The sequence below is a fragment of the Streptomyces sp. RKAG337 genome, assembly GCF_023701715.1.
In the GTDB taxonomy this organism is placed as follows: domain Bacteria; phylum Actinomycetota; class Actinomycetes; order Streptomycetales; family Streptomycetaceae; genus Actinacidiphila.
The window spans coordinates 6150016-6169900 of the sequence record NZ_JAJOZA010000001.1; the positions used below are offsets into that span (position 1 = coordinate 6150016).

The 19885-nt window shown below is 73.9% G+C and carries 19 protein-coding genes and 5 tRNA genes; 13 read left to right on the plus strand and 11 right to left on the minus strand.

What is annotated here, in order from left to right:
- The first annotated feature begins 99 nt into the window (after window positions 1–99).
- From cbiE to LNW73_RS27355, 4 genes are all read left to right on the plus strand, one after another.
- Entirely contained in the window at window positions 100–1302 is a 1203-nt protein-coding gene (gene cbiE / locus LNW73_RS27340) for a precorrin-6y C5,15-methyltransferase (decarboxylating) subunit CbiE (RefSeq protein ID WP_250991714.1), read from the plus strand.
- A gap of 261 nt (window positions 1303–1563) precedes the next feature.
- On the plus strand, window positions 1564–4875 hold the full coding sequence (gene cobT / locus LNW73_RS27345; RefSeq protein ID WP_250991715.1) for a nicotinate-nucleotide--dimethylbenzimidazole phosphoribosyltransferase: 3312 nt from the start codon (window positions 1564–1566) through the stop codon (window positions 4873–4875).
- 196 nt (window positions 4876–5071) lie between these two features.
- Window positions 5072–6304 (plus strand): uroporphyrinogen-III C-methyltransferase, encoded by a 1233-nt coding sequence (cobA, locus tag LNW73_RS27350; protein WP_250991716.1) that lies wholly within the window; start codon window positions 5072–5074, stop codon window positions 6302–6304.
- 75 nt (window positions 6305–6379) lie between these two features.
- Window positions 6380–7198: a TrmH family RNA methyltransferase gene (locus LNW73_RS27355; protein ID WP_250991717.1), complete on the plus strand. Its 819-nt coding sequence runs from the start codon at window positions 6380–6382 to the stop codon at window positions 7196–7198.
- A gap of 356 nt (window positions 7199–7554) precedes the next feature.
- Here the strand turns inward: LNW73_RS27355 and LNW73_RS27360 are convergent, their stop codons facing one another.
- The 3 genes from LNW73_RS27360 to LNW73_RS27370 form a co-directional block, all read right to left on the minus strand.
- Complete coding sequence (locus LNW73_RS27360; RefSeq protein ID WP_250991718.1) at window positions 7555–8691, minus strand: acyl-CoA dehydrogenase family protein; 1137 nt, start codon at window positions 8689–8691, stop codon at window positions 7555–7557.
- Window positions 8688–9890: an acyl-CoA dehydrogenase family protein gene (locus LNW73_RS27365; RefSeq protein ID WP_250991719.1), complete on the minus strand. Its 1203-nt coding sequence runs from the start codon at window positions 9888–9890 to the stop codon at window positions 8688–8690. The genes LNW73_RS27360 and LNW73_RS27365 overlap by 4 nt, the downstream gene beginning before the upstream one ends.
- 165 nt (window positions 9891–10055) lie before the next feature.
- On the minus strand, window positions 10056–11219 hold the full coding sequence (locus tag LNW73_RS27370; RefSeq protein ID WP_138352666.1) for a serine/threonine-protein kinase: 1164 nt from the start codon (window positions 11217–11219) through the stop codon (window positions 10056–10058).
- A 201-nt stretch (window positions 11220–11420) separates the two neighbouring features.
- On the opposite strand from LNW73_RS27370, the gene LNW73_RS27375 reads away from it, so the two are divergent.
- The 4 genes from LNW73_RS27375 to LNW73_RS27390 all read left to right on the plus strand — a co-directional run bounded on the left by LNW73_RS27375 (window position 11421) and on the right by LNW73_RS27390 (window position 13633).
- Window positions 11421–11651, plus strand: coding sequence for a hypothetical protein (locus LNW73_RS27375; protein ID WP_138352665.1), 231 nt, complete (start codon window positions 11421–11423; stop codon window positions 11649–11651).
- Between the two features lie 305 nt (window positions 11652–11956).
- The gene (locus tag LNW73_RS27380) at window positions 11957–12160 is read left to right on the plus strand and encodes a hypothetical protein (protein WP_250991720.1); all 204 of its coding nucleotides are present in this window, start codon (window positions 11957–11959) and stop codon (window positions 12158–12160) included.
- A gap of 171 nt (window positions 12161–12331) precedes the next feature.
- Window positions 12332–13255 carry a phosphotransferase family protein gene (locus LNW73_RS27385; RefSeq protein ID WP_250991721.1) on the plus strand — a complete coding sequence of 308 codons (924 nt, stop codon included), beginning with the start codon at window positions 12332–12334 and terminating at the stop codon, window positions 13253–13255.
- Between the two features lie 63 nt (window positions 13256–13318).
- A complete protein-coding gene (locus LNW73_RS27390) occupies window positions 13319–13633 on the plus strand; it encodes a TFIIB-type zinc ribbon-containing protein (RefSeq protein WP_250975021.1) in 315 nt (104 codons plus the stop codon).
- Between the two features lie 92 nt (window positions 13634–13725).
- Here LNW73_RS27390 and LNW73_RS27395 read toward each other — a convergent pair.
- The 5 genes from LNW73_RS27395 to LNW73_RS27415 all read right to left on the minus strand — a co-directional run bounded on the left by LNW73_RS27395 (window position 13726) and on the right by LNW73_RS27415 (window position 14208).
- Window positions 13726–13797: transfer RNA gene (locus tag LNW73_RS27395), tRNA-Val, on the minus strand.
- Between the two features lie 44 nt (window positions 13798–13841).
- Window positions 13842–13913: transfer RNA gene (locus LNW73_RS27400), tRNA-Val, on the minus strand.
- A 44-nt stretch (window positions 13914–13957) separates the two neighbouring features.
- A tRNA-Val gene (locus tag LNW73_RS27405) sits at window positions 13958–14029 on the minus strand.
- A gap of 3 nt (window positions 14030–14032) precedes the next feature.
- Window positions 14033–14103: transfer RNA gene (locus LNW73_RS27410), tRNA-Cys, on the minus strand.
- A 33-nt stretch (window positions 14104–14136) separates the two neighbouring features.
- Window positions 14137–14208 (minus strand) — tRNA-Gly (locus tag LNW73_RS27415).
- A gap of 187 nt (window positions 14209–14395) precedes the next feature.
- On the opposite strand from LNW73_RS27415, the gene LNW73_RS27420 reads away from it, so the two are divergent.
- From LNW73_RS27420 to LNW73_RS27430, 3 genes are read left to right on the plus strand one after another with little or no spacing between them, the layout of a single operon-like run.
- Window positions 14396–15445 (plus strand): chorismate-binding protein, encoded by a 1050-nt coding sequence (locus tag LNW73_RS27420; protein ID WP_250991722.1) that lies wholly within the window; start codon window positions 14396–14398, stop codon window positions 15443–15445.
- Window positions 15442–16263 carry an aminotransferase class IV gene (locus LNW73_RS27425; RefSeq protein ID WP_250991723.1) on the plus strand — a complete coding sequence of 274 codons (822 nt, stop codon included), beginning with the start codon at window positions 15442–15444 and terminating at the stop codon, window positions 16261–16263. Before LNW73_RS27420 ends, LNW73_RS27425 begins: the two co-directional genes overlap by 4 nt.
- A gap of 55 nt (window positions 16264–16318) precedes the next feature.
- Window positions 16319–17158 carry a GNAT family N-acetyltransferase gene (locus LNW73_RS27430; RefSeq protein WP_250991724.1) on the plus strand — a complete coding sequence of 280 codons (840 nt, stop codon included), beginning with the start codon at window positions 16319–16321 and terminating at the stop codon, window positions 17156–17158.
- A gap of 49 nt (window positions 17159–17207) precedes the next feature.
- On the opposite strand, the gene LNW73_RS27435 is transcribed toward LNW73_RS27430, so the two are convergent.
- The gene (locus LNW73_RS27435; RefSeq protein ID WP_250991725.1) at window positions 17208–17723 is read right to left on the minus strand and encodes a DsbA family protein; all 516 of its coding nucleotides are present in this window, start codon (window positions 17721–17723) and stop codon (window positions 17208–17210) included.
- Between the two features lie 149 nt (window positions 17724–17872).
- Here LNW73_RS27435 and LNW73_RS27440 point away from each other — a divergent pair, with 149 nt between their 5' ends.
- Window positions 17873–18346: a hypothetical protein gene (locus LNW73_RS27440; RefSeq protein WP_250991726.1), complete on the plus strand. Its 474-nt coding sequence runs from the start codon at window positions 17873–17875 to the stop codon at window positions 18344–18346.
- Window positions 18347–18434: 88 nt separating this feature from the next.
- Complete coding sequence (locus LNW73_RS27445) at window positions 18435–18647, plus strand: hypothetical protein (RefSeq protein WP_138352657.1); 213 nt, start codon at window positions 18435–18437, stop codon at window positions 18645–18647.
- Between the two features lie 10 nt (window positions 18648–18657).
- Here LNW73_RS27445 and LNW73_RS27450 read toward each other — a convergent pair whose 3' ends face one another.
- A complete protein-coding gene (locus LNW73_RS27450; protein ID WP_250975016.1) occupies window positions 18658–19215 on the minus strand; it encodes a CGNR zinc finger domain-containing protein in 558 nt (185 codons plus the stop codon).
- Between the two features lie 187 nt (window positions 19216–19402).
- Window positions 19403–19816 (minus strand): SsgA family sporulation/cell division regulator, encoded by a 414-nt coding sequence (locus LNW73_RS27455; RefSeq protein ID WP_003959770.1) that lies wholly within the window; start codon window positions 19814–19816, stop codon window positions 19403–19405.
- Window positions 19817–19885 lie beyond the last annotated feature (69 nt).

A 19885-nucleotide genomic window follows, 5' to 3' on the forward strand; every position in this document is an offset into this window, starting at 1 on the left:
CGTCGTCCGGTCAAGATCGGGCCCCGGGGTACTGTGCTTCCCCGGGGGAGCGCGCCACGCCCGGACACCGACCGCGACCACGCCCAGGAGACTGACGACATGGCCGACCGGGTCACCGTGATCGGGTGGGACGGCTCGCCGCCGTCCGACGCCGCGCTGTCGGCGCTCGCCGCGGCCACGCTGGTGGCCGGGACCCGCCGTCATCTGGACCTGCCGTACGTACCGGCGGCCGCCGAGCGGATCGTGCTCGGCAGCATCGAACTGGCCGCCCGCCGGATCGCCAAGCACCGGGGCACCGCGGTGGTACTGGCCGACGGCGACCCGGGCTTCTTCGGCGTCGTGCGCGCCCTGCGCGATCCGGAGCACGGCCTGGAGATCGAGGTCGTCCCCGGCGTCTCCTCCGTCGCACGGGCCTTCGCGCTGGCCGGCATGCCGTGGGAGGACGCCCGCGTCGTCGTCGCGCACAGCCGCTCGCTGCGCCGCGCGGTCAACGTGTGCCGCGCCTACCCCAAGGTCGCCGTGCTGACCGCGCCCGGCGCGGGCCCCGCCGAACTCGCCCTGCTGCTCGACGGCGTACACCGCACCTTCGTCATCTGCGAGGCGCTGGGCACCGAACAGGAGCAGGTCAGCGTCCTCACCTCGGACAAGGTCGCCGACCACATCTGGCGCGATCCCAACGTCGTCCTGGTCGTCGGCGGGATCACCTCCGCCGACCCGGCGGTCGCGGGCCGCAGCGGCTGGATCGCCGGCCGCGACCCGGGCTTCCCCGGCGCGGTGCGCGGCTGGGCCCTGCCGTCCTCGGAGTACGGCGGCGACGGCTCGCACCAGCTGCGGGCGCTCCAACTCGCCCGGCTGGGACCCCGCACCGGCGACCTGGTCTGGGACATCGGCTCCGCGGACGGGGCGTTCGCCGTGGAGGCCGCCCGGTTCGGCGCGGCCGTGATCGCGGTGGACCGGGACGAGGACGCCTGCGACTGGATCACCGCTGCCGGCCGGCGCTTCGGCGTCCAGCTCCAGGTCGTGCACGGCACCGCGCCGCAGGCGCTGGAGGACCTCCCCGAGCCGGACGTCATCCGGATCGGCGGGGGAGACGCCGAAGTCGTCACGGCGTGCGCCGCCCGGCGCCCGGAGCGCATCGTCGCGAGCGCGGGCAACCGGGACGAGGCGGAGGCGGTCAGCCGGGCCCTGGAGGAGGGCGGCTACGACGTCGAACGCGCCCTGCTGCAGACCGTCGAACTGGATTCCGGCTGGGCGGAACGCGAACGCCTCGTCACCTTCGCCCTCTGCGGCCACCGCAGGTGACAGCGGGCCCGCCGGCCCGCCCGCACTGTGGACCCTTGGACCGTCCTCCGGCGCACGCGCGGTAGGCTGGCGGATCGTTGTGCCGTCGTCGTGCGTTGACGGATCGACCCGTTGTCGATCTGTTGGTCATCCGTCGCCGCCGGGCAGCACACGCGGTGCCGACGCGCCGCATTCCCCGCCTTCCGGCCGTCATGGCCGGCGGGTGGACAGTGTGCGCGGCGCGGCGTTGGAAGGAGCGATACCGATGGGCGAGGGGCACGCATGACTGACACCGGCCAGGTCCCGGGCGAGGGACTGCCGGAGAACGCAGTCGGGGAAGCGGTTCCGCAGCCGCCCGCCGATCTGCCCGGCAGCGCCGCTCACCAACCGACCGCTCCCAGCTGGGGAACGGACGCGCTGAGCGGCGACGGCGCTCCCGCGTACACCTTCCTCGACCAGTCGGAGCCTTCCGGCCCGGCGGTCGACGACGACGAGGACCTGCTCCTGATGCCCAGTCTGCAGGGCTCCTGGAGCGATCCCCAGCCCGTTCCGCCGCAGCCCGAGGTCGTCGTGCCTCCCCTCAACGGTGAGGGGCACGAGCCCCACGAGTCCGCGGGACGCGACTCCGGATCCCTCGACTACGGGACGGTCCGGCTGCCGCAGCCGGCCGCCCAGCAGCTGCCCGGGGCCGCGGCCCCCGCCGCCGTCCAGGAACCGGACCTCGTGGCCCAGCAGGCCGCCGAGCAGGTTCCGGAGCAGGCCGCCGAGCCGTTCGCCGCCGACCAGCCGGCCACCCAGCCCGCGCCGCCCCGGCGGCCGTTGCACATGGGTCCGCCGATGCCGGACCCGGCGTCCAGCGGTGTCTCCGTCCGCTCGCTGGCCGACCGCGGACCGGCCACGGCCCAGGGCCAGACGCCCGCCCCGCTGCGGGCGACCGGTGGCCCGGCCACCGCGGGACCCGAGTACCTCGACGTCCCGCACAGCGACTCCGCCGCCATCCCCGCGCAGCAGAACGGCGAGGCCCCCGAGCCGGCCGCCGTCGCGCAGCCGGGCTCGCCCGTCCAGGGCAGCGCATGGCCGTCGGCGGCGCCCGCCGCCCCGGTGGCGCAGCAGCAGGACCTCCCGCCCGTGGTCCTCGCGGCGGCGCCCGCGCCCGAACCGGTCCAGCCGCAGCCGCAGGCCGCGGTGGAGCAGCCGGTCCCGGCCCAGCCGTCCGTCCAGGCCGAGCACCCCGCTCCGGTCCAGCCGCAGGCCGCGGCGCCGGTCGTACCGGCCCAGGAAGGGGTGGGAACGCCGCACGCGGGCACGCCCGTCCCGGACGCGGTGCCCGCCCCGGCCGCACCGATCGCCGTCGCGCCGGTGGCGCTGGCCGAACCGGTCGAGCCCGTCGCGCCCGTCGAAGCCGTGGCACCCGTTGCCCCGGTGGCCTCCGTCGTACCGGAGCCGGTGCCCGCCGCCGAGCCGGCGCAGCCGTCCGTGAACGTGCACGTGCCACCGGTCGTGGCCGCGGCGCAGCCGCCGGTGCAGGTCACCGAGGTCCCTGCCGAAACGATCACTCCTCCGGCGGCTCCCGCCCAGCACCCGGCGGACGCGGCACCGCCCGCGGCGGAGCCCTACGTCCTCCCCGACGCGCTGCCCGAGCCCATCCTCGTCCCGGCGGCGGCGGCCCCGGCGCAGTCCGTACCGCAGGACGCTCCGGCGCCGGAGGCTCCCGCCCCGGACCTCGCCGCCGCCGTCCTGGCGCCGGTTCCGGCGGAGCAGCCGCCCGTGCCCGGTGCGCCGGTCGCGGCCGAACTCCCCACTGAGCCGGACGAGTCCGCCGCCCCGGCCGCCGAGGCCCCCGTACCGGTCGTGCGGCAGCCCGCCGCCGACGGGTACGAACCCGCCGTCCGTGACGCGGTCCACCGGGTGATCCGCGAACGCCGGGACATCCGCAACGGCTTCCGCGACGACCCCATCCCGCACGAGGTGCTGCTCCGCGTCCTGGAGGCGGCCCACACCGCCCCCAGCGTCGGCCACTCGCAGCCGTGGGACTTCGTCGTCATCCGCTCCGCCAAGACCCGCGAGCGCATGCACGAGCTGGCCAACGAGCAGCGCGACGCGTACGCCAAGTCGCTGCCGAAGGCCCGCGCCAAGCAGTTCCGCGAGCTGAAGATCGAGGCGATCCTCGACACCCCGGTCAACATCGTCGTCACCGCCGACCCGACCCGTGGCGGCCGGCACACCCTCGGCCGGCACACCCAGCCGCAGATGGCCCCGTACTCCTCCGCCCTCGCGGTCGAGAACCTGTGGCTCGCCGCCCGCGCCGAAGGGCTCGGGGTCGGCTGGGTCAGCTTCTTCGACGAGCGCCAGATGGTCCGTGAGCTGGGGCTGCCCGAGCACCTCGAAGTCGTCGCCTACCTGTGTGTCGGCTACGTCGACGAGTTCCCGGAAGAGCCCGAACTGATGCAGGCCGGCTGGTCCCAGCGCCGCCCGCTGTCCTGGGTGGTCCACGACGAGGAGTACGGCAACCGCGCCCTGCCCGGCGAGGAGCCGCACGACCTGCTGGAGGAGACGCTCCGTGGCATCCGCCCGCTGGACGCCAAGGCGCTCGGCGAGGCCTGGGAGCGGCAGAAGCGGATGACCAAGCCGGCCGGCGCGCTCGGCATGCTGGAGATCATCTCCGCGCAGCTCAGCGGCCTGTCCCGGCAGTGCCCGCCGCCGATCCCGGAACCCGCGGCCGTCGCGATCTTCGCCGGAGACCACGGGGTGCACGCCCAGGGCGTCACGTCCTGGCCGCAGGAGGTGACCGCCCAGATGGTCGCCAACTTCCTCGGCGGCGGCGCGGTCTGCAACGCGTTCGCCAACCAGGTCGGCGCCGAGGTCTGCGTCATCGACGTCGGTGTCGCGTCCGAACTCCCCAGCACCCCCGGGCTGCTGCCCCGCAAGGTCCGGTACGGCACCGCGGACTTCACCGCCGGGCCCGCCATGACCCGCGACGAGGTGCTGCGCGCCATCGAGGTCGGCATCGAGACCGCCCGCGACCTGGTGGCGGCCGGCAACAAGGCGCTGCTCACCGGCGAGATGGGCATCGCCAACACCACCACCTCCGCCGCGCTCATCTCGGTCTACACCGGCCAGGACCCGGCCGAGGTGACCGGTCGCGGCACCGGCATCAACGACGAGATGCACGCCCGCAAGATCGACGTCGTCCGCCGTGCGCTGGACCTGCACCGCCCCGACCCGGCCGACCCGATCGGTGTACTGGAGGCCATCGGCGGGCTGGAGCACGCCGCCATGGTCGGCCTGCTGCTCGGCGCCGCGGCGCTGCGCACACCGGTGATCCTGGACGGCGTCAGCGCCGGCGCCGCCGCGCTGGTCGCCCGCGCCATCGCCCCCGAGGTGCTGGCCGCCTGCATCGCGGGCCACCGCAGCGCCGAGCCGGGCCATGTCGCGGCCCTCACCAAGCTGGGCCTGCGGCCGCTGATCGACCTCGACCTGCGGCTCGGCGAGGGCACCGGCGCGCTGCTGGCGCTGCCGCTGGTGCAGAGCGCTGCGCGCGTCATGCACGAGGTCGCGACGTTCGACTCCGCGGGAGTCACCGAGAAGGGCTGACGTCCACGACGTCGGCAGTGAACGCCGGGCGGGCCGGGTGCGGCCGCCCGGCGTCGCCACGCGCAGATGTGATCTTGCGCGCTGCGGCCCGGGCGCATACGACCGTAGGGTTGGCAGCAGGGGCCCGGCCCCGCACGCACCACAGCCGCTCCGAGGGAGCAGCGGCCGCAACTTCGCCACAAGGAGCCGTACAGCCATGGCCGACGACCGCAACGACGCTCCCGCCTACCCCGTCGGGCTGCGGCTGTCCGGACGGCGGGTGGTCGTGCTCGGCGGCGGTACCGTCGCACAGCGCAGGCTGCCGGCGCTGGTGTCGGCGGGCGCCGACATCGTGCTCGTCTCTCCGTCGGCGACCCCGTCCGTCGAGGCGATGGCCGACGCGGGCGAACTGCGCTGGGAACGCCGTCCGTACCAGGACGGCGACCTCGCGGACGCCTGGTACGCGCTGATCGCCACCACCGACACGACGGCCAACGCCGCGGCATCCGCGGAGGCCGAGGCCCGCCGCGTCTGGTGCGTGCGCAGCGACGACGCCGAGGCCGCCACCGCGTGGACCCCCGCCACCGGGCGCAGCGAAGGGGTGACCGTCGCTGTCCTCACCGGGCGCGACCCGCGCCGCTCCGCGGCCGTCCGCGACGCGGTCGTCGAAGGGCTGCGGGACGGCACGCTGGTCGCCCCCCGGCACCGCGAGCGGACCCCCGGCGTGGCGCTCGTCGGCGGCGGCCCCGGCGACCCGGACCTGATCACGGTGCGCGGCCGGCGGCTGCTCGCCGAGGCCGACGTGGTGATCGCCGACCGGCTCGGCCCCCGCGACCTGCTGGACGAACTCCCGCCGCACGTCGAGGTGATCGACGCCGCGAAGATCCCCTACGGCCGGTTCATGGCCCAGGAGGCGATCAACAACGCGCTCATCGAGCACGCCAGGGCAGGCAAGGCCGTGGTCCGGCTCAAGGGCGGCGACCCGTTCGTCTTCGGGCGCGGAATGGAGGAGGCCGAGGCGCTCGCCGAGGCGGGCATCGCCTGCACCGTCGTGCCCGGCATCTCCAGCTCCATCAGCGTGCCCGGCGCCGCCGGCATCCCGGTCACCCACCGGGGCGTCGCCCATGAGTTCACGGTCGTCAGCGGCCATGTCGCCCCCGAGGACCCGCGCTCCCTCGTCGACTGGCCGGCGCTCGCGAAGCTGCGCGGCACACTCGTGCTGCTCATGGCCGTCGAGCGGATCGGCGCCATCGCCGCCTCACTCGTCCAGCACGGCCGTTCCGCCGACACCCCGGTCGCCGTCATCCAGGAGGGCACCATGGCGGCGCAGCGGCGCGTGGACGGCACCCTGGCGACCGTTGCCCAGGTCGTCGCCGAAGCGGAGATCCGGCCGCCGGCCGTCATCGTCATCGGCGACGTCGTCACCGTCGGCCGCGCCGTCCAGGAGTAGGCAGCGCCCGGCGGGTACCGGCCAGGTAGCCACCCCGGCGTTGGCATGTGCCGCGGGACAGGGCAGTATCAGCCTGTGGCTGAGCTCATCACGATCGACGACCCGGACGACCCCCGCCTTCACGACTACGTGGCCCTGACCGACGTCGAGCTGCGGCGCCGCCGCGAGCCCGCAGAAGGGCTGTTCATCGCGGAGGGCGAGAAGGTGATCCGGCGTGCCCGGCACGCCGGTTACCGCATGCGGTCCATGCTGCTGTCGGCCAAGTGGGTCGACGTCATGCGCGACGTCATCGACGAGGTGCCGGCGCCGGTGTACGCGGTGAGCCCGGAGCTCGCCGAGCAGGTCACCGGCTACCACGTGCACCGCGGCGCGCTCGCCTCCATGGGCCGCAAGCCGCTGCCGGAGGCGGACGACCTGCTGGGGACCGCGCGCCGCATCGTCGTCATGGAATCCGTCAACGACCACACCAACATCGGCGCCATCTTCCGCAGCGCCGCGGCGCTCGGCATGGACGCCGTGCTGCTCTCCCCGGACTGTGCGGACCCGCTCTACCGACGCTCCGTCAAGGTCTCGATGGGCGCGGTCTTCTCAGTGCCTTACGCCCGCCTCGACAGCTGGCCCCGCGACCTGGAGACGGTGCGCGCGGCCGGCTTCAAGCTGCTCGCCCTCACCCCGGCCGACAAGGCCACCGACATCGACGAGGCCGCCCCGCACCGGCTGGAACGGGTCGCCCTGCTCCTCGGCGCGGAGGGCGACGGCCTGTCCACCCAGGCCCTCGTCGCCGCCGACGAATGGGTCCGCATCCCGATGGCCCACGGCGTCGACTCCCTGAACGTCGGCGCCGCGGCGGCCGTCGCCTTCTACGCGGTGGCCTCCGGCCGGCCCACCGACTGAGAAACCGCCCGCAACAGTCAGCAGGGGAGCGCCCGTCCGACCGGAGGGGACGTGGCGGGGTGCCTCCACGACGGCCGTCGGCCACCCCCGTGCCTGAGCACGCCCCATCGGACCGGAGGGGACGGGGCGGGGTGCCCCCGCAGGCGCCGAGAATCCACCACCGTCACGGTGCGGACGGCCCGCGGGTTTCGAGCGCCGAGGAGGCGCCCCGCCGCGTCCCCGACCCACCCCTCGACAGTGCGCCGCCCTCGCCGGGCAGCAGGCGCGATGACACCTCCACCCGCGAGCCGGGGGCGCCCGTCAGCCGGAGGCGCCCGGCCGCCCCACCGACTGACGGCCGGTCACCCGCCTGGGGCTCAGGCCGGGAGATCCACCAACTCGGCGAGAGCCGCCCGGTGGCGGCCCGGGGTGCCCAGGGCGATCTCGTCGGCCTTGGCGCGCTTGAGGTAGAGGTGGGCGGGGTGCTCCCACGTCATGCCGATACCGCCGTGCAGCTGGACGCACTCCTCCGCCGCGTGCACGGCGGTCGTGGCGCAGTGCGCCTGGGCGACGGCCACCGCGACGGCCGCGTCAGGACTGCCGGACGCCAGCGCGTCGGCGGCGTTGCGGGCCGCGGCGCGGGCCGAGACGACCTCCAGCCAGAGGTCCGCCAGCCGGTGCTTGAGGGACTGGAAGGAACCGACGGGGCGGCCGAACTGGTGCCGCTCCTTCAGATAACGCACGGTCTCGTCGAGGCACCACTGGGCGATGCCCAGCTGCTCAGAGGCGAGCAGCCCGGCCCCGGTGAGCAACGCGGCGCGCAGCGCATCGGCGGCCGAGTCGGGACCGACGAGCAGCCGGGCGGCGACCGCGTCCAGGGTGAGGTCGGCGATCGGCCGCGTCAGGTCGAGCGAGACCGGCACGTCGATGGAGACCCCGGCCGCGTCGGCGGTGATCTCGTAGAGGCCCGGCCCGCCGGGGCCGACCGCCGGCACGACGAGCACGTCCGCGGCCGACGCGTCGGCGACGCTGGTGATCCGGCCGCTCAGCGTGCCGTCGGCCGCAACACGAACACTCCCCGGGAACGCGGCGCCGGGCGCCGTGGGCAGCGGTACGGCCAGTGCCGCGGTGGCCTCGCCGGAGGCGAGCCGCTTCAGCAGCGGACCCGCCGCCGCGGGCGCGGCCAGCAGCGCCGAGGTGGCGAGCACCGCGCTGCCGAGGAACGGCACCGGGGCGACCGCGCCGCCGAGTTCCTCCAGCACCACCGCGGCCTCGCGGGCGGACGCCCCCTGGCCGCCGAGCTCCTCCGGTACGAGCAGCCCCGCGATGCCGATCTCCGCGGCCAGCGTGCGCCACAGGTCCAGGTCGTACGGGGTGCCGCTCTCGATCCGGGCCAGCACGGCGGTGGGCGGGCAGCGGTCCGCCAGCAGACCGCGAACGGCGGACCGCAGATCGTCCTCGACGTCGGAGTACAGCAGGTCGGGGGTCGCGGGCTGCGACGACGGCTGGTTCATCGGGGAAGGTCCTTCCAGGCGGCGTCCTTGTCGGTGCGGGGCTCGGACGGCAGGCCGAGCACCCGCTCGGAGACGATGTTGCGCAGGATCTCGGAGGTGCCGCCCTCGATCGAGTTGCCCTTGGCGCGCAGATAGCGGTAGCCCGCGTCCCGTCCGAAGAAGTCGACGGTCTCCGGGCGGGTCATCGTCCAGTCGCCGTAGCGCAGTCCGTCCTCGCCGAGGAGTTCCACCTCCAGGCCGCTGATCTGCTGGTTGAGGCGGGCGAAGGCGAGCTTCAGCCCGGAGCCCTCGGGGCCGGGCGCCCCGGCGGCGAGCTGCTGGCGGACCCGTTCCGCGGTGAGCCGGGAGACCTCGGAGTCCACCCACAGGCGCAGCAGCCGGTCGTGCAGGTCCGGGGTGCGCAGCTCGGGTTGTTCGCGCCAGGTGGCGGCGACCGTGCCGATCATGCCGCCCTCGCGCGGGATGGACGCGCCGCCGATCGCGACCCGCTCGTTCATGAGGGTGGTCTGCGCCACCCGCCAGCCGTCGCCGACCGCCCCGAGGCGGTGCGCGTCCGGGATCCGGACGCCGGTCAGGAAGACCTCGTTGAACTCGGCCTCGCCGGTGATCTGCCGCAGCGGGCGGACCTCGACACCGGGGTCGGTCATGTCGCAGACGAAGTAGGTGATCCCGCGGTGCTTGGGCAGGTCGGGGTCGGTGCGGGCGATGAGGATGGCCCAGCGCGCGTTGTGCGCGTTGGACGTCCAGACCTTCTGGCCCGTCACCACCCAGTCGTCGCCGTCACGTACCGCACGGGTGCCGAGCGAGGCCAGGTCGGAGCCGGCGCCCGGCTCGCTGAAGAGCTGGCACCAGACCTCCTCGCCGGTCCACAGCGGCCGCAGGAAACGGGCCTTCTGCTCGTCGGTGCCGAAGGTGAGGACGGTCGGGGCCGCCATGCCCAGGCCGATGCCGATCCGGCGCGGATCGTTCTCGGGCGCTCCGGCCGCCGCCAGCTCGGCGTCCACGACCCCCTGCAGGGAGCGGCGGGCGCCGAGGCCGCCCAGGCCCTGGGGGTAGTGCACCCAGGCCAGGCCCGCGTCGAACCGGGCCCGCAGGAACGCGAGGCGGTCGGTGGCGGCGGGGTCGTGCGCGGAGAGCAGCGCCCGCACGCGGTGACGCAGGCCCTCCTCGTCGGGGGTGCCCGCCGGTTCGGTCGTCATACGCCACGTCCTTCCCGCTCATCCATCTCATCGTGACTAAGCAAGCGCTTGGTAACGTAGTCGATGTGAGGGTGCCGACGCCAGACCCCGCGGGGGAGCGGTGGACGGTGCTCCGGGCCGGCGGACGGTGCTCCGGGAGAGCGGACGGGTGTTCCGGGAGCGGGGTCAGCGCGGCCAGGCGCCCTGCGCGACCGCGATACAGGCCGCGGCCAGCAGCGTCACGATGACGAAGACGATGAGGCGCTGGCGCAGCAGCCGCCGGTCGGGGCCGCCGGGCCGGCGGCCCGCGGGGGTACGGGGCGCGGGGGTCCGCGGCGCGGGAGTGCGCTGCCCCGGCGGCCGCGGGACCGGCGTACGGCCGGTGTGCCGCGCCGAGGACGCCGTGCCGCCCGCCGTCCGCCGCTCGGTGTGCTGCTGGGCGTACTCCTCGGCCCGCCGCCCGGTGGGCCGCTCCGGGCGCGGGCCCGCCGTCTTCGGCACCGCCTCGCGCCGGGGCGCGCCGAGCCCGCGCGCCTCACGCGCCGCGATCTCGGCCAGCCGCTCGGACAGCTGAACGGTGCTGGGCCGGTCCCCGGGATCCTTCGCGAGACACGCGTAGACCAGCGGCGCGAGCGCGTCCGGCACCCCGCTCAGATCCGGCTCCTCGTGCACGACCCGGTACAGCATCACCTCGGAACTGCCCTGACCGAACGGCGAGTCGGCGGTCGCCGCGTACGCGAGGGTCGCGCCGAACGCGAAGACGTCGGTCGCCGGGGTGACGGCCGCGCCGCGCACCTGCTCGGGGGCGAGGAACCCGGGGGAGCCGACGGCCGTCCCCACATGCGTCAGGGTGCTCGCGCCGGTCGACCACGCGATCCCGAAGTCGATGATCCGCGGGCCCTTCGGCGACAGCAGGATGTTCGACGGCTTCAGATCGCGGTGGACCACCCCCGCCTCGTGCACCGCCACCAGGCCGTCGGCGAGCGCCGCACCGATCGCGGCGACCTCGGACGCCTGCAGCGTCCCCTCCTCGGCGACCTTGTCGTGCAGCGAGGGGCCGGGCACGTACTGGGTGGCGAACCACGGCCGGTCCGCGTCCAGATCGGCCGCCACCAGCCGCGCCGTGCAGCCGCCGCGGATCCTGCGCGCGGCCGAGACCTCACGGGCGAACCGCGAACGGAACTCCTGATCCTCCGCCAGTTCCGGCCGGATCACCTTCAGTGCCACCCGCTGGCCGCGCTTGTCGGCACCCAGGTACACCACACCCATGCCGCCGGCGCCCAGCCGCCGGTGCAGCCTGAACGAGCCGACGACACGCGGATCCTCGCGCCGGAGCCGCATCATCGCCATGTTCTTCCCCGCTGCCTGGCCAGTTGGACGTCCACAGCTTACGGACTGAACTCCCGGTGCGCCGATAGGCCGCGCATGCGCCGGACGGGGGATTGTCAGTGCCGGGTGGGATCCTTAAGAGGTGGGAACGGGCCGCTCCGAAGGGGTGGAACGGCCGGGCCCGCACCATCAACGGTCCGTCTGCCAAGGGGGAATGACGCCGTGAAAGGTGATCGCGTGGAGATAGTCGTGGATGCCGGGGACACCACCCGTACCTATGAGGTGGTGGCCACCCGGGCCGGCCGCCGGGTCGAGACCGCGGTGCGCCGCGGGGTGGTGGAAGTGAGTGAAGTCACCCGCAACGGCACCGTCGTCCGCACCGCCCGATTCATGTCCACCCGGGTGCTCGCCCTGGTGGAGCAGCCCATTCCGAGGGACGACACCGAGGCCTAGACCGGGTCCAGCGCGACCGAACGGCCCGCCGGGCGGTCATCCCCTGGGGGTAGCCCCCTCAGGGATCACCCTGGGACCGGGGGCCCGGTGTCCACCCAGGGGAGTACCCCGGGCGGGTCCGCGTCATCCTCCCGGAGGCCCGGAAAGCGGTACGACGGCATGACGACCAGGCCATGGCGCGCACCTAATCTTGAAATCAAGCGGCGGGCGTAGCACTCGTCCCCCGAGGTCAGACGCCCGCCGCTTGCCTGACCGACAACCAGACGTACCACCAGCGTGAACGACCGACACCTCAGGAGAGGGCCATGGCGAACACAGTGAGTCGTACGGTGCGCCCCTTGCGCGGCAGCAGGATCGCCGCCTTCGGTACCCGCCCGTCCGGCACGCGCCATCCGCTGGTCGCAGCGGCCATGGTGCTGCCACTCGCGGTGCTCCTCGCCCTGCTCTTCGGAGGCTTCGACGCGGTGGCCACACAAGCGTCGTCCGTAGCCGGGCTGATGGGGCGCTGACACAGCGCCCCGTTGCATCGGCCCCATGCCCGGAAGAGCGGTCCGGGCTGGGGAACCGGTACGAAACCCCGTGGGGACGGGGGTGCGACGGACGGCCGTGATGCCCGGGTACCAGCGGTGGTACCCGGGCATCACGCACGTCAGGACCCGCGAGGGTGCTTGACTGAACGTATGGCAGTGGTGGGGGAGGAGCTGACGGCGGAGCTCGCCGCGCTCGCCGCGGGCATCTCCGGCATATCCGAGACCTCGGTGCTCGCCCACCGGCCCGACGGCACGGTGGTCCGCAGCGGCGCGCTCGTCGCCAAGGCGCACGCCGGCGACACCGACCGGGAGGCCCTGGCGGTCCGCCTCGGGGTCGCCTCGCATCCGTTGCTGCGCGGCATCCTGCTCGCCCCGCTGCCCCTGCCCGCGCCCCGTACCGGCTCGCTGCTGCACGACCGCCCCGTCACCGCCTGGCCGCTGGGCGAACCCGTGGACCGCGAGGAGCCCGGCAGCGCGCCCTGGGAGGACGCCGCCGTCCTCCTCGCCCGGCTGCACGCCGTCCCCCCGCACGCGCTGCCGCACCCGCTGCCGCCCATGCGCGGCCCCGCCAAGGCGGCCCGCGCCGTCGCCCGTATGACGGCCGGCGACCGGTCGGCCGCCGCGGACACCGTGCTGCGGGCCTGGGAGCGCCTGCCCGGCTGGGCCCGCGACGAGGCACCGCAGCCGCGTGCGGACACCCTCTGCCACGGTGATCTGCACCTCGGCCAGCTCGTCCGGCATCCCACCCCCGGCGGCCCCTGGCAGCTCATCGACGTCGACGACCTGGGGATCGGCGATCCCGCCTGGGACCTGGCCCGTCCCGCCATGTGGTTCGCGACCGGCCTGCTCGACCCGGACGCCTGGACGCGCTTCCTGGGCGCCTACCAGGACGCGGGCGGCCGGGCGGTGCCCCCCGACGGCGACCCCTGGCCGTATCTGGACGTGCCGGCCCGCGCGTTGACCGTCCAGTCGGCCGCGCTGGCCGTGGTGCGGGCCGCCCGCGAGAACCGCCCGCTCGACGAGGTCGAGCTGGACCTCACCGCTGCCTGCGCCCGGATCACCCACGTATCGTGAACCCAGCTCCGCCGGACGGGCGTTCCGGTGGCGAATCACCGCAATTGAGGAGTTGAGCCGGAGATGCACTGTCCCAAGTGCCAGGGCCCGATGCACACGTTCAATCGCAACGGCGTCCAGATCGAGCAATGCGGCAACTGCCGGGGGATCTTCCTGGACTACGGCGAGCTGGAGGCACTCGCCCGGGTCGAGGGCCAGTGGAACCAGCCGGCCGCGCCGCCGCAGCAGGCCTACCCGGCCCAGCAGGCCTACCCGGCGCCGCAGGCGTACCCCGCGGGTCCCGCCTGGGGCGCCCCGCAGCACGGCGGCCACGGCGGTCACCACGGCGGCCACCACCAGAAGCACCGCAGCTTCGGGCACATGCTCTTCTCGTCCTGATCCCAGGACGGATGCCGGGGACGCCCGGCGAGCGGCGGCGGGAACGACCGAGGGCCGGAGCGATGATCGCTCCGGCCCTCGGTCATGACGTGTGCGCGATACTGGGATTGAACCAGTGACCTCTTCCGTGTCAGGGAAGCGCTCTCCCGCTGAGCTAATCGCGCGGGACCCACTACAACTGCTGCCATGCAAGTGGTGCTGTGCTGCGTGCGCGATACTGGGATTGAACCAGTGACCTCTTCCGTGTCAGGGAAGCGCTCTCCCGCTGAGCTAATCGCGCGGGACCCACTACAACTGCTGCGATACAAGTGGTGCTGTGCTGCGTGCGCGATACTGGGATTGAACCAGTGACCTCTTCCGTGTCAGGGAAGCGCTCTCCCGCTGAGCTAATCGCGCGTGAGGTGGAGACGGGATTTGAACCCGTGTAGACGGCTTTGCAGGCCGTTGCCTCGCCTCTCGGCCACTCCACCAACATCGTCGGGGACGGGAAATCCCCCACGCCGAGCGGACGACGAGATTCGAACTCGCGACCCTCACCTTGGCAAGGTGATGCTCTACCACTGAGCCACGTCCGCAGGTGTCGTAGCTCCGGGGCGCTTCCGCGTCCCGGCGACGTGTTGAACTCTAGCGGATTCCACGGCCAGCTCAAAAACCGGTTTCCGCAGCGTGCCGGGCTGCTGACCAGCGAATGACCAGCGGGGCGCCGCGACGGGCGCCGCTCTAGACTCGGCCACACCCCTTCGGACCGACCCTGGAAGCACTGTGCGAGACCTCGTCCCGATGGCCCGCTTCGGCGGCCGCGTCGCCTCCGACCTGCGAGATGTCACCAGCGACCTCGCCGCGCTCGACTCCTCGGGCTTCTGGGCGGTGTCCGCGGACTTCGAGGGACAGGTGGTGTGCGCGCGCTTCGGGGACGTCCGTTCCGCGCCGCCGGCGTCGCCGGACGGCTGGTGCGGACCGGCCACCGGAGTGTGGACCTCCTCACTGGACCGCGACGCCTACATCGCGGGTGTGCGCCGCATACGCGCGTACATCGCGGCCGGCGACGTCTACCAGGCCAACCTCTGCCGGGTGCTGTCCGCGCCGCTGCCCGACCCCGCCCGGTCCGACATGGACGCGCTCGGCTCGGTGCTCGCCCACGGCAACCCGGCCCCGTACGCGGGCACCATCCGGCTCCCCGCGCACGGTGTGGAGATCGCCACCGCGTCCCCTGAGCTCTATCTGCGCCGCGACCGGTCCCTCGTCGAATCCGGCCCGATAAAGGGCACCGGACGTACGGAGGCGGACCTGCTGCCCAAGGACCACGCCGAGAACGTGATGATCGTGGATCTGGTCCGCAACGACCTGGGGCGGGTCTGCGCGACCGGGTCTGTCACCGTCCCGGAGCTGTGCGCGGTCGAGAAGCACCCCGGCCTGGTCCACCTCGTCTCGAGCGTGCGGGGCGAGCTGCGCCAGGACACCGGCTGGGCCGGGCTGTTCGCCGCCACCTTCCCGCCCGGCTCGGTCACCGGGGCCCCCAAGTCCAGTGCGCTGCGGATCATCGCGGAACTGGAGACGGCGCCGCGCGGCCCCTACTGCGGGGGCGTCGGCTGGGTGGACGCCGACCACGGCACCGGTGAACTGGCCGTGGGGATCAGGACGTTCTGGCTCGACCGCACCGGCCCGGAACCGCTGCTGCGCTTCGGCACGGGAGCCGGCATCACCTGGGGCTCCGACCCGGTGCGGGAGTGGGACGAGACCGAGCTGAAGGCGTCCCGGCTGCTGGCGGTAGCGTCGGGGGAACATCCGGGACACGAAGGGACCACACCGTGAAGATCTGGGTCGATGGCACGCTGCGGGACGCCGCTGACGCCACGGTGTCGGTGCTCGACCACGGGATCACCGTGGGCGACGGGGTCTTCGAGACGCTCAAGGCCGTCGACGGCGCGGCGTTCGCGACCACCCGCCACCTGGACCGGCTGACCCGGTCCGCGCGCGGCCTCGGACTCCCGGACCCGGACCTCGACGAGGTGCGCAGGGGCTGCGAGGCGGTCCTGGCGGCCAACCCCGTGCCGCTCGGCCGGCTCAGGATCACGTACACCGGCGGGCTCTCCCCGCTCGGCTCCGACCGCGGCGACGCGGGACCCACCCTGATCATCGCCCTCGGTGAGGCCGCCGTCCGGCCGGACACCACCGCCGTGGTCACGGTGCCGTGGACCCGCAACGAGCGGGGCGCGCTCAGCGGCCTGAAGACCACCTCCTACGGCGAGAACGTCGTGGCGCTCGCCCGCGCCCACGCCCACGGCGCCTCCGAGGCGATCTTCGGCAACACCGTCGGCCGGCTCTGCGAGGGCACCGGCTCCAACATCTTCGTCGTGCTCGGCGGGCAGCTGCTCACCCCGCCGCTCTCCTCCGGCTGCCTCGCGGGCATCACCCGGGAGCTGGTCGCCGAGTGGAGCGGGGCGCAGGAGGCGGATCTGCCGCTGGAGGCGCTCGGCGAGGCCGAGGAGATCTTCCTGACGTCCACCCTCCGCGACGTCCAGGCGGTACGGCTGGCCGACGGGCGGGAGCTGCCGGGAGCACCGGGTCCGGTCACCGCCAAGGCGATGCGGGTCTTCGCGGAACGGGCCGGAGCCGACCCGAATCCGTGACGTGGCGCTGAGGAGCGGGTAGAACTGGCCCCAGTCCAAACGGGGGAGTGACGCCATGACAACCACCCTGCGACCCGATCAGCCGGAGCGGCACGGAGCGGGCGGCGCGCGTTCGCGCCGCTACACGGTATGCGTCAACAGCAGGCCGGTCGGCGGGATCGAGCTCTCCGCCGGGCCGCGGTTCGGCGTCACGGCCGGCCGGATCACCGGACTGGAGATCTACGAGGCGGACCGGCGGCGCGGCCGCGCCACGGTCGCCGCGCTCGCCGCCGAGGAGGTGCTCCGCGGCTGGGGGTGCGACGAGGTGACGGTCGACATTCCGGCGGACGCCGTCCTCGCGCAGCGGCTCGCCGACACCCTCGGCTACACCGAACGCAACCGTGGCATGGTCAAGCGGCTGTCAGGGCCCGCACCCGAACTGCCCGCGGGCAGCACCGTCCGGCCGCTGACCGAGGCGGAGTACCCCGCCTGGAACGAACACAAGATGATCGCGTACGTGGACGGCATGGTGGCCCGCGGCGTCCCGTTCGCGCAGGCCTCCGCCAGGGCCGAGGCCGATCACGGCGCGGCCCTGCCCGACGGCGTGGGCACCGCCGGCACCCTGCTGCTGACCGTGGTCCACCGGGGCCGGGACGTCGGCACCCTGTGGCTACGGCTGCGGGACGCCGCCGACCCGGGGGTCCCGGCGTGGGTCTTCTCCGTCGAGGTGGCCGAGGAACACCGCGGCCAGGGGCACGGCCGCACCCTGATGCTCGTCGCGGAGCGGGAGTGCCTGGGCGCCGGGGTCGGCACCCTGGGCCTGAACGTCTTCGGCGGCAACACGCCCGCGCTGCGGCTGTACGAGTCCCTGGGGTACGCGACCACGCGCCGCCATCTGTTCAAGCGGCTGCTTTAGGGAGCCACGACCTGGCGGCTGCTCCGGGGGAGAGGACTCCGGGCCGGGCCTATCCGGCGAGCAGCCGGTCCGCGATCTCCTCGATCCGGGCGCGCAGCCCCTCCTGGCTCCTGCCGCCGTCCAGCCGCTGCCCGTCGATCACATACGTCGGCGTGCCCGTGACGCCGATCGCCCGGCCCTCGGCCTCGTCGGCGTCGACGATCAGCAGATGCCGGCCGTCGATCAGCGCGGTGTCCACCTCCTCCGCGTCCAGCCCCAGTTCGCGGGCCACCTCGACGAGCAGCTCCTCGCCGCGCTTGCCGAGCTCCTCGGTCCTGGCCAGCACCGCCTCGGTGTACGGCCAGCCCTGCCCCTGCGCCCAGGCCTCCTCGGCCGCCTGGGCGGCGGCGAGGGCGTGCCGGTGCTTCTCCAGCGGGAAGTGCCGCAGCTGGATGTCCAGCGCGTCGCCGTAGCGGGCGCGCAGCGCGCGTACGTCGTCGAGGGCGGTGCGGCAGTCGGGGCACTGCAGCTCGCACCAGACTTCCAGGACGGCGCGGGCGGTGGCCGGGGGAGTGACGTCGTTCATGCGGCCCAGTCTCGCACCGGGGGAGGAGCCCTCCCCCGAGATCACCCTGAGACGGGTCCCGGGACGTGGCCTCCGGCTTCACGACGGGTGCACGATGGATACAGGAACATCCCGATACAGCCGCAGGAGTACAGGATCAGGAGCACTGGATGCTGACCGCTACCGTATGCGTCGCGCTGTCCGCGGCGGGCCTGGCGATCGCGATGCTGACCGCGTACCGCCGGCGTTATCTCGCGGCCGTCCGCACCGCCGCGTTCGCCCTGCTGCCGGTGGGCCTGTACATGACGGGCCTGGTGACGCTGGGCCGGAAGGTCGGCACGGCCACCGGGAGCTGGGCCGCGGACCTGGTCTTCAAGCCGACGGTGTGGCTGGGCTTCGGCGTCCTCGCGGTGTCCGTGGCGCTCTACACGGTGACGCGTTTCGCCGCCGGCCGTGACGGCGGCGGCCGCCGTGAGCGCAAGGCCGCCGCTGCCGCCGCGGGTGCTCCGGCGGTGGCCCCCGGCGCCTCCCAGCCCGCACTGTCCGCGGGCCGCAAGCCGGCGGCGAAGTCCAAGGCCGCGACCGACGGCGGACTGTCCGATTTCTCCGACATCGAGGAGATCCTCAAGCGCCGCGGCATCTGACCTGCCGAAGGGCCCCGGAACGCAGAACCACCCCTGAGAGTTCGCGTGTTGGGCGCGGCGGCATGGGGTGCTGCGTCATCATCGCGGTGTGCTGCGATCTTCCGGGGGGTCACCCCCGTGCCCACGGCCGACACCTGAGGCCGAGAGGCCGGCCCCCGGAGACATCCCGCGGCCGAGGGCGGGCGCCGACGAGCCCAAGGGGTGTCTGTTCGCGCTCTCCCAGCCGCCGCTGATGCTCTTCCTCTGCGTGATCGCGGGGCTCATCGGGTTCGGGGCGCTCTACGACATCGTCATGCTGTGAGCCGCGCGGCTCAGCGGCTGGCCTCGCGCTGCCGGGCCCGGTACGCGGCGACGTGCAGCCGGTTCCCGCAGGTGCGACTGTCGCAGTAGCGCCGCGAACGGTTGCGCGACAGGTCGACGAAGGCGCGGCGGCAGTCGGGGGCGTCGCAGCGCCGCAGCCGTTCGCACTCACCGGCGACGACCAGGAACGTCAGCGCCATGCCGCCGTCGGCGGCCAGGTGGTCGGAGAGCGACGCGCCCGGGGCGAAGTAGTGCACGTGCCAGTCGTGGCCGTCGTGGTTCGTGAGCCGCGGGGTGGTCCCGGCCTCGGCGACCATCGCGTTGAGCAGCGTGGCGGCGGCCTGGGCACTGGGGGCGCAGAACACCTGCGCGAACCGCTCGCGCACCCGGCGCACGGTGGCGAGGTCGTGCTCACCGAGCCGACCCACCTCGCTCACGTGGTGGTCCTCGACGAACGCGCGCAGTGCGGCGACATCGTGCAGACCCTCCCGGCCCTCGCTCTCCGGGGAGGTGTTGATCAGGTCCACCACACAGTCGAGTGCGTACCTGGTGTCATGGTTGATCAACACGGAATCGCTCCCTGGCCGGTGGGGGTCGGGCGGCTGCGTTCCGGCGACTCTAGCGCGCGAGAGCCACCGCCGTGGGGGTCGTGGTCCACGGCGGTGGCTCTGCGAAGCGCATGTCAGGCTTCGTACGGCGGTCGGGTCCGGGCCATGCCCCCGAGTAGGACGGCACCGGACGGCTGGTGGGCTGGGGTCAGCTCTCCGCGAGGATGTGGGAGAGCTCGGTGTCCAGATCGAAGTGACGGTGCTCGGTGCCCGGGGGCACGGCGGCGTCGGTCCGCTTGAGGAACGACTCCAGTGCCCGCGCCGGGGCTTCGAGCAGCGCCTCCCCCTCTGGGGAGCTGAGGGCGATGCACACGACGCCCTGGCCATGACTGCGGGACGGCCAGACCCGGACGTCTCCGGTGCCGGTAGGCCGGTGCAGGCCCTCGGCGAGCAGATCGCGGGCAAACACCCATTCGACCGTCTCTTCGGCACCAGTGTGGAAGGTGGCGTGCACGGCATAGGGATCGGCCGTGTCGTACCGCAGGCCTGCGGGTACAGGCAGTGAGGATTCGCTCGACACAACGAGGCGCAGGTGCAGCTCGCAGCTGACCGTGGTGTTCATAAGCGCCAGGGCCTTTCGCTCAGTGTGCGCTCGGGGATTCGCACGTCGGCGAAATCGACATGCCACCTG

Excerpts from the sequence above, each read along its gene's own strand:
- cobT (WP_250991715.1), top strand. The coding sequence starts at position 1,564 with ATGACTGACACCGGCCAGGTCCCGGGCGAGGGACTGCCGGAGAACGCA.
- cbiE (WP_250991714.1), top strand. The coding sequence starts at position 100 with ATGGCCGACCGGGTCACCGTGATCGGGTGGGACGGCTCGCCGCCGTCC.
- LNW73_RS27435 (WP_250991725.1), bottom strand. The coding sequence starts at position 17,723 with ATGAACGACGTCACTCCCCCGGCCACCGCCCGCGCCGTCCTGGAAGTC.
- LNW73_RS27360 (WP_250991718.1), bottom strand. The coding sequence starts at position 8,691 with ATGAACCAGCCGTCGTCGCAGCCCGCGACCCCCGACCTGCTGTACTCC.
- LNW73_RS27440 (WP_250991726.1), top strand. The coding sequence starts at position 17,873 with ATGCTGACCGCTACCGTATGCGTCGCGCTGTCCGCGGCGGGCCTGGCG.
- LNW73_RS27390 (WP_250975021.1), top strand. The coding sequence starts at position 13,319 with ATGCACTGTCCCAAGTGCCAGGGCCCGATGCACACGTTCAATCGCAAC.
- cobA (WP_250991716.1), top strand. The coding sequence starts at position 5,072 with ATGGCCGACGACCGCAACGACGCTCCCGCCTACCCCGTCGGGCTGCGG.
- LNW73_RS27455 (WP_003959770.1), bottom strand. The coding sequence starts at position 19,816 with ATGAACACCACGGTCAGCTGCGAGCTGCACCTGCGCCTCGTTGTGTCG.
- LNW73_RS27380 (WP_250991720.1), top strand. The coding sequence starts at position 11,957 with ATGGCGAACACAGTGAGTCGTACGGTGCGCCCCTTGCGCGGCAGCAGG.
- LNW73_RS27370 (WP_138352666.1), bottom strand. The coding sequence starts at position 11,219 with ATGGCGATGATGCGGCTCCGGCGCGAGGATCCGCGTGTCGTCGGCTCG.
- LNW73_RS27385 (WP_250991721.1), top strand. The coding sequence starts at position 12,332 with ATGGCAGTGGTGGGGGAGGAGCTGACGGCGGAGCTCGCCGCGCTCGCC.
- LNW73_RS27365 (WP_250991719.1), bottom strand. The coding sequence starts at position 9,890 with ATGACGACCGAACCGGCGGGCACCCCCGACGAGGAGGGCCTGCGTCAC.
- LNW73_RS27430 (WP_250991724.1), top strand. The coding sequence starts at position 16,319 with ATGACAACCACCCTGCGACCCGATCAGCCGGAGCGGCACGGAGCGGGC.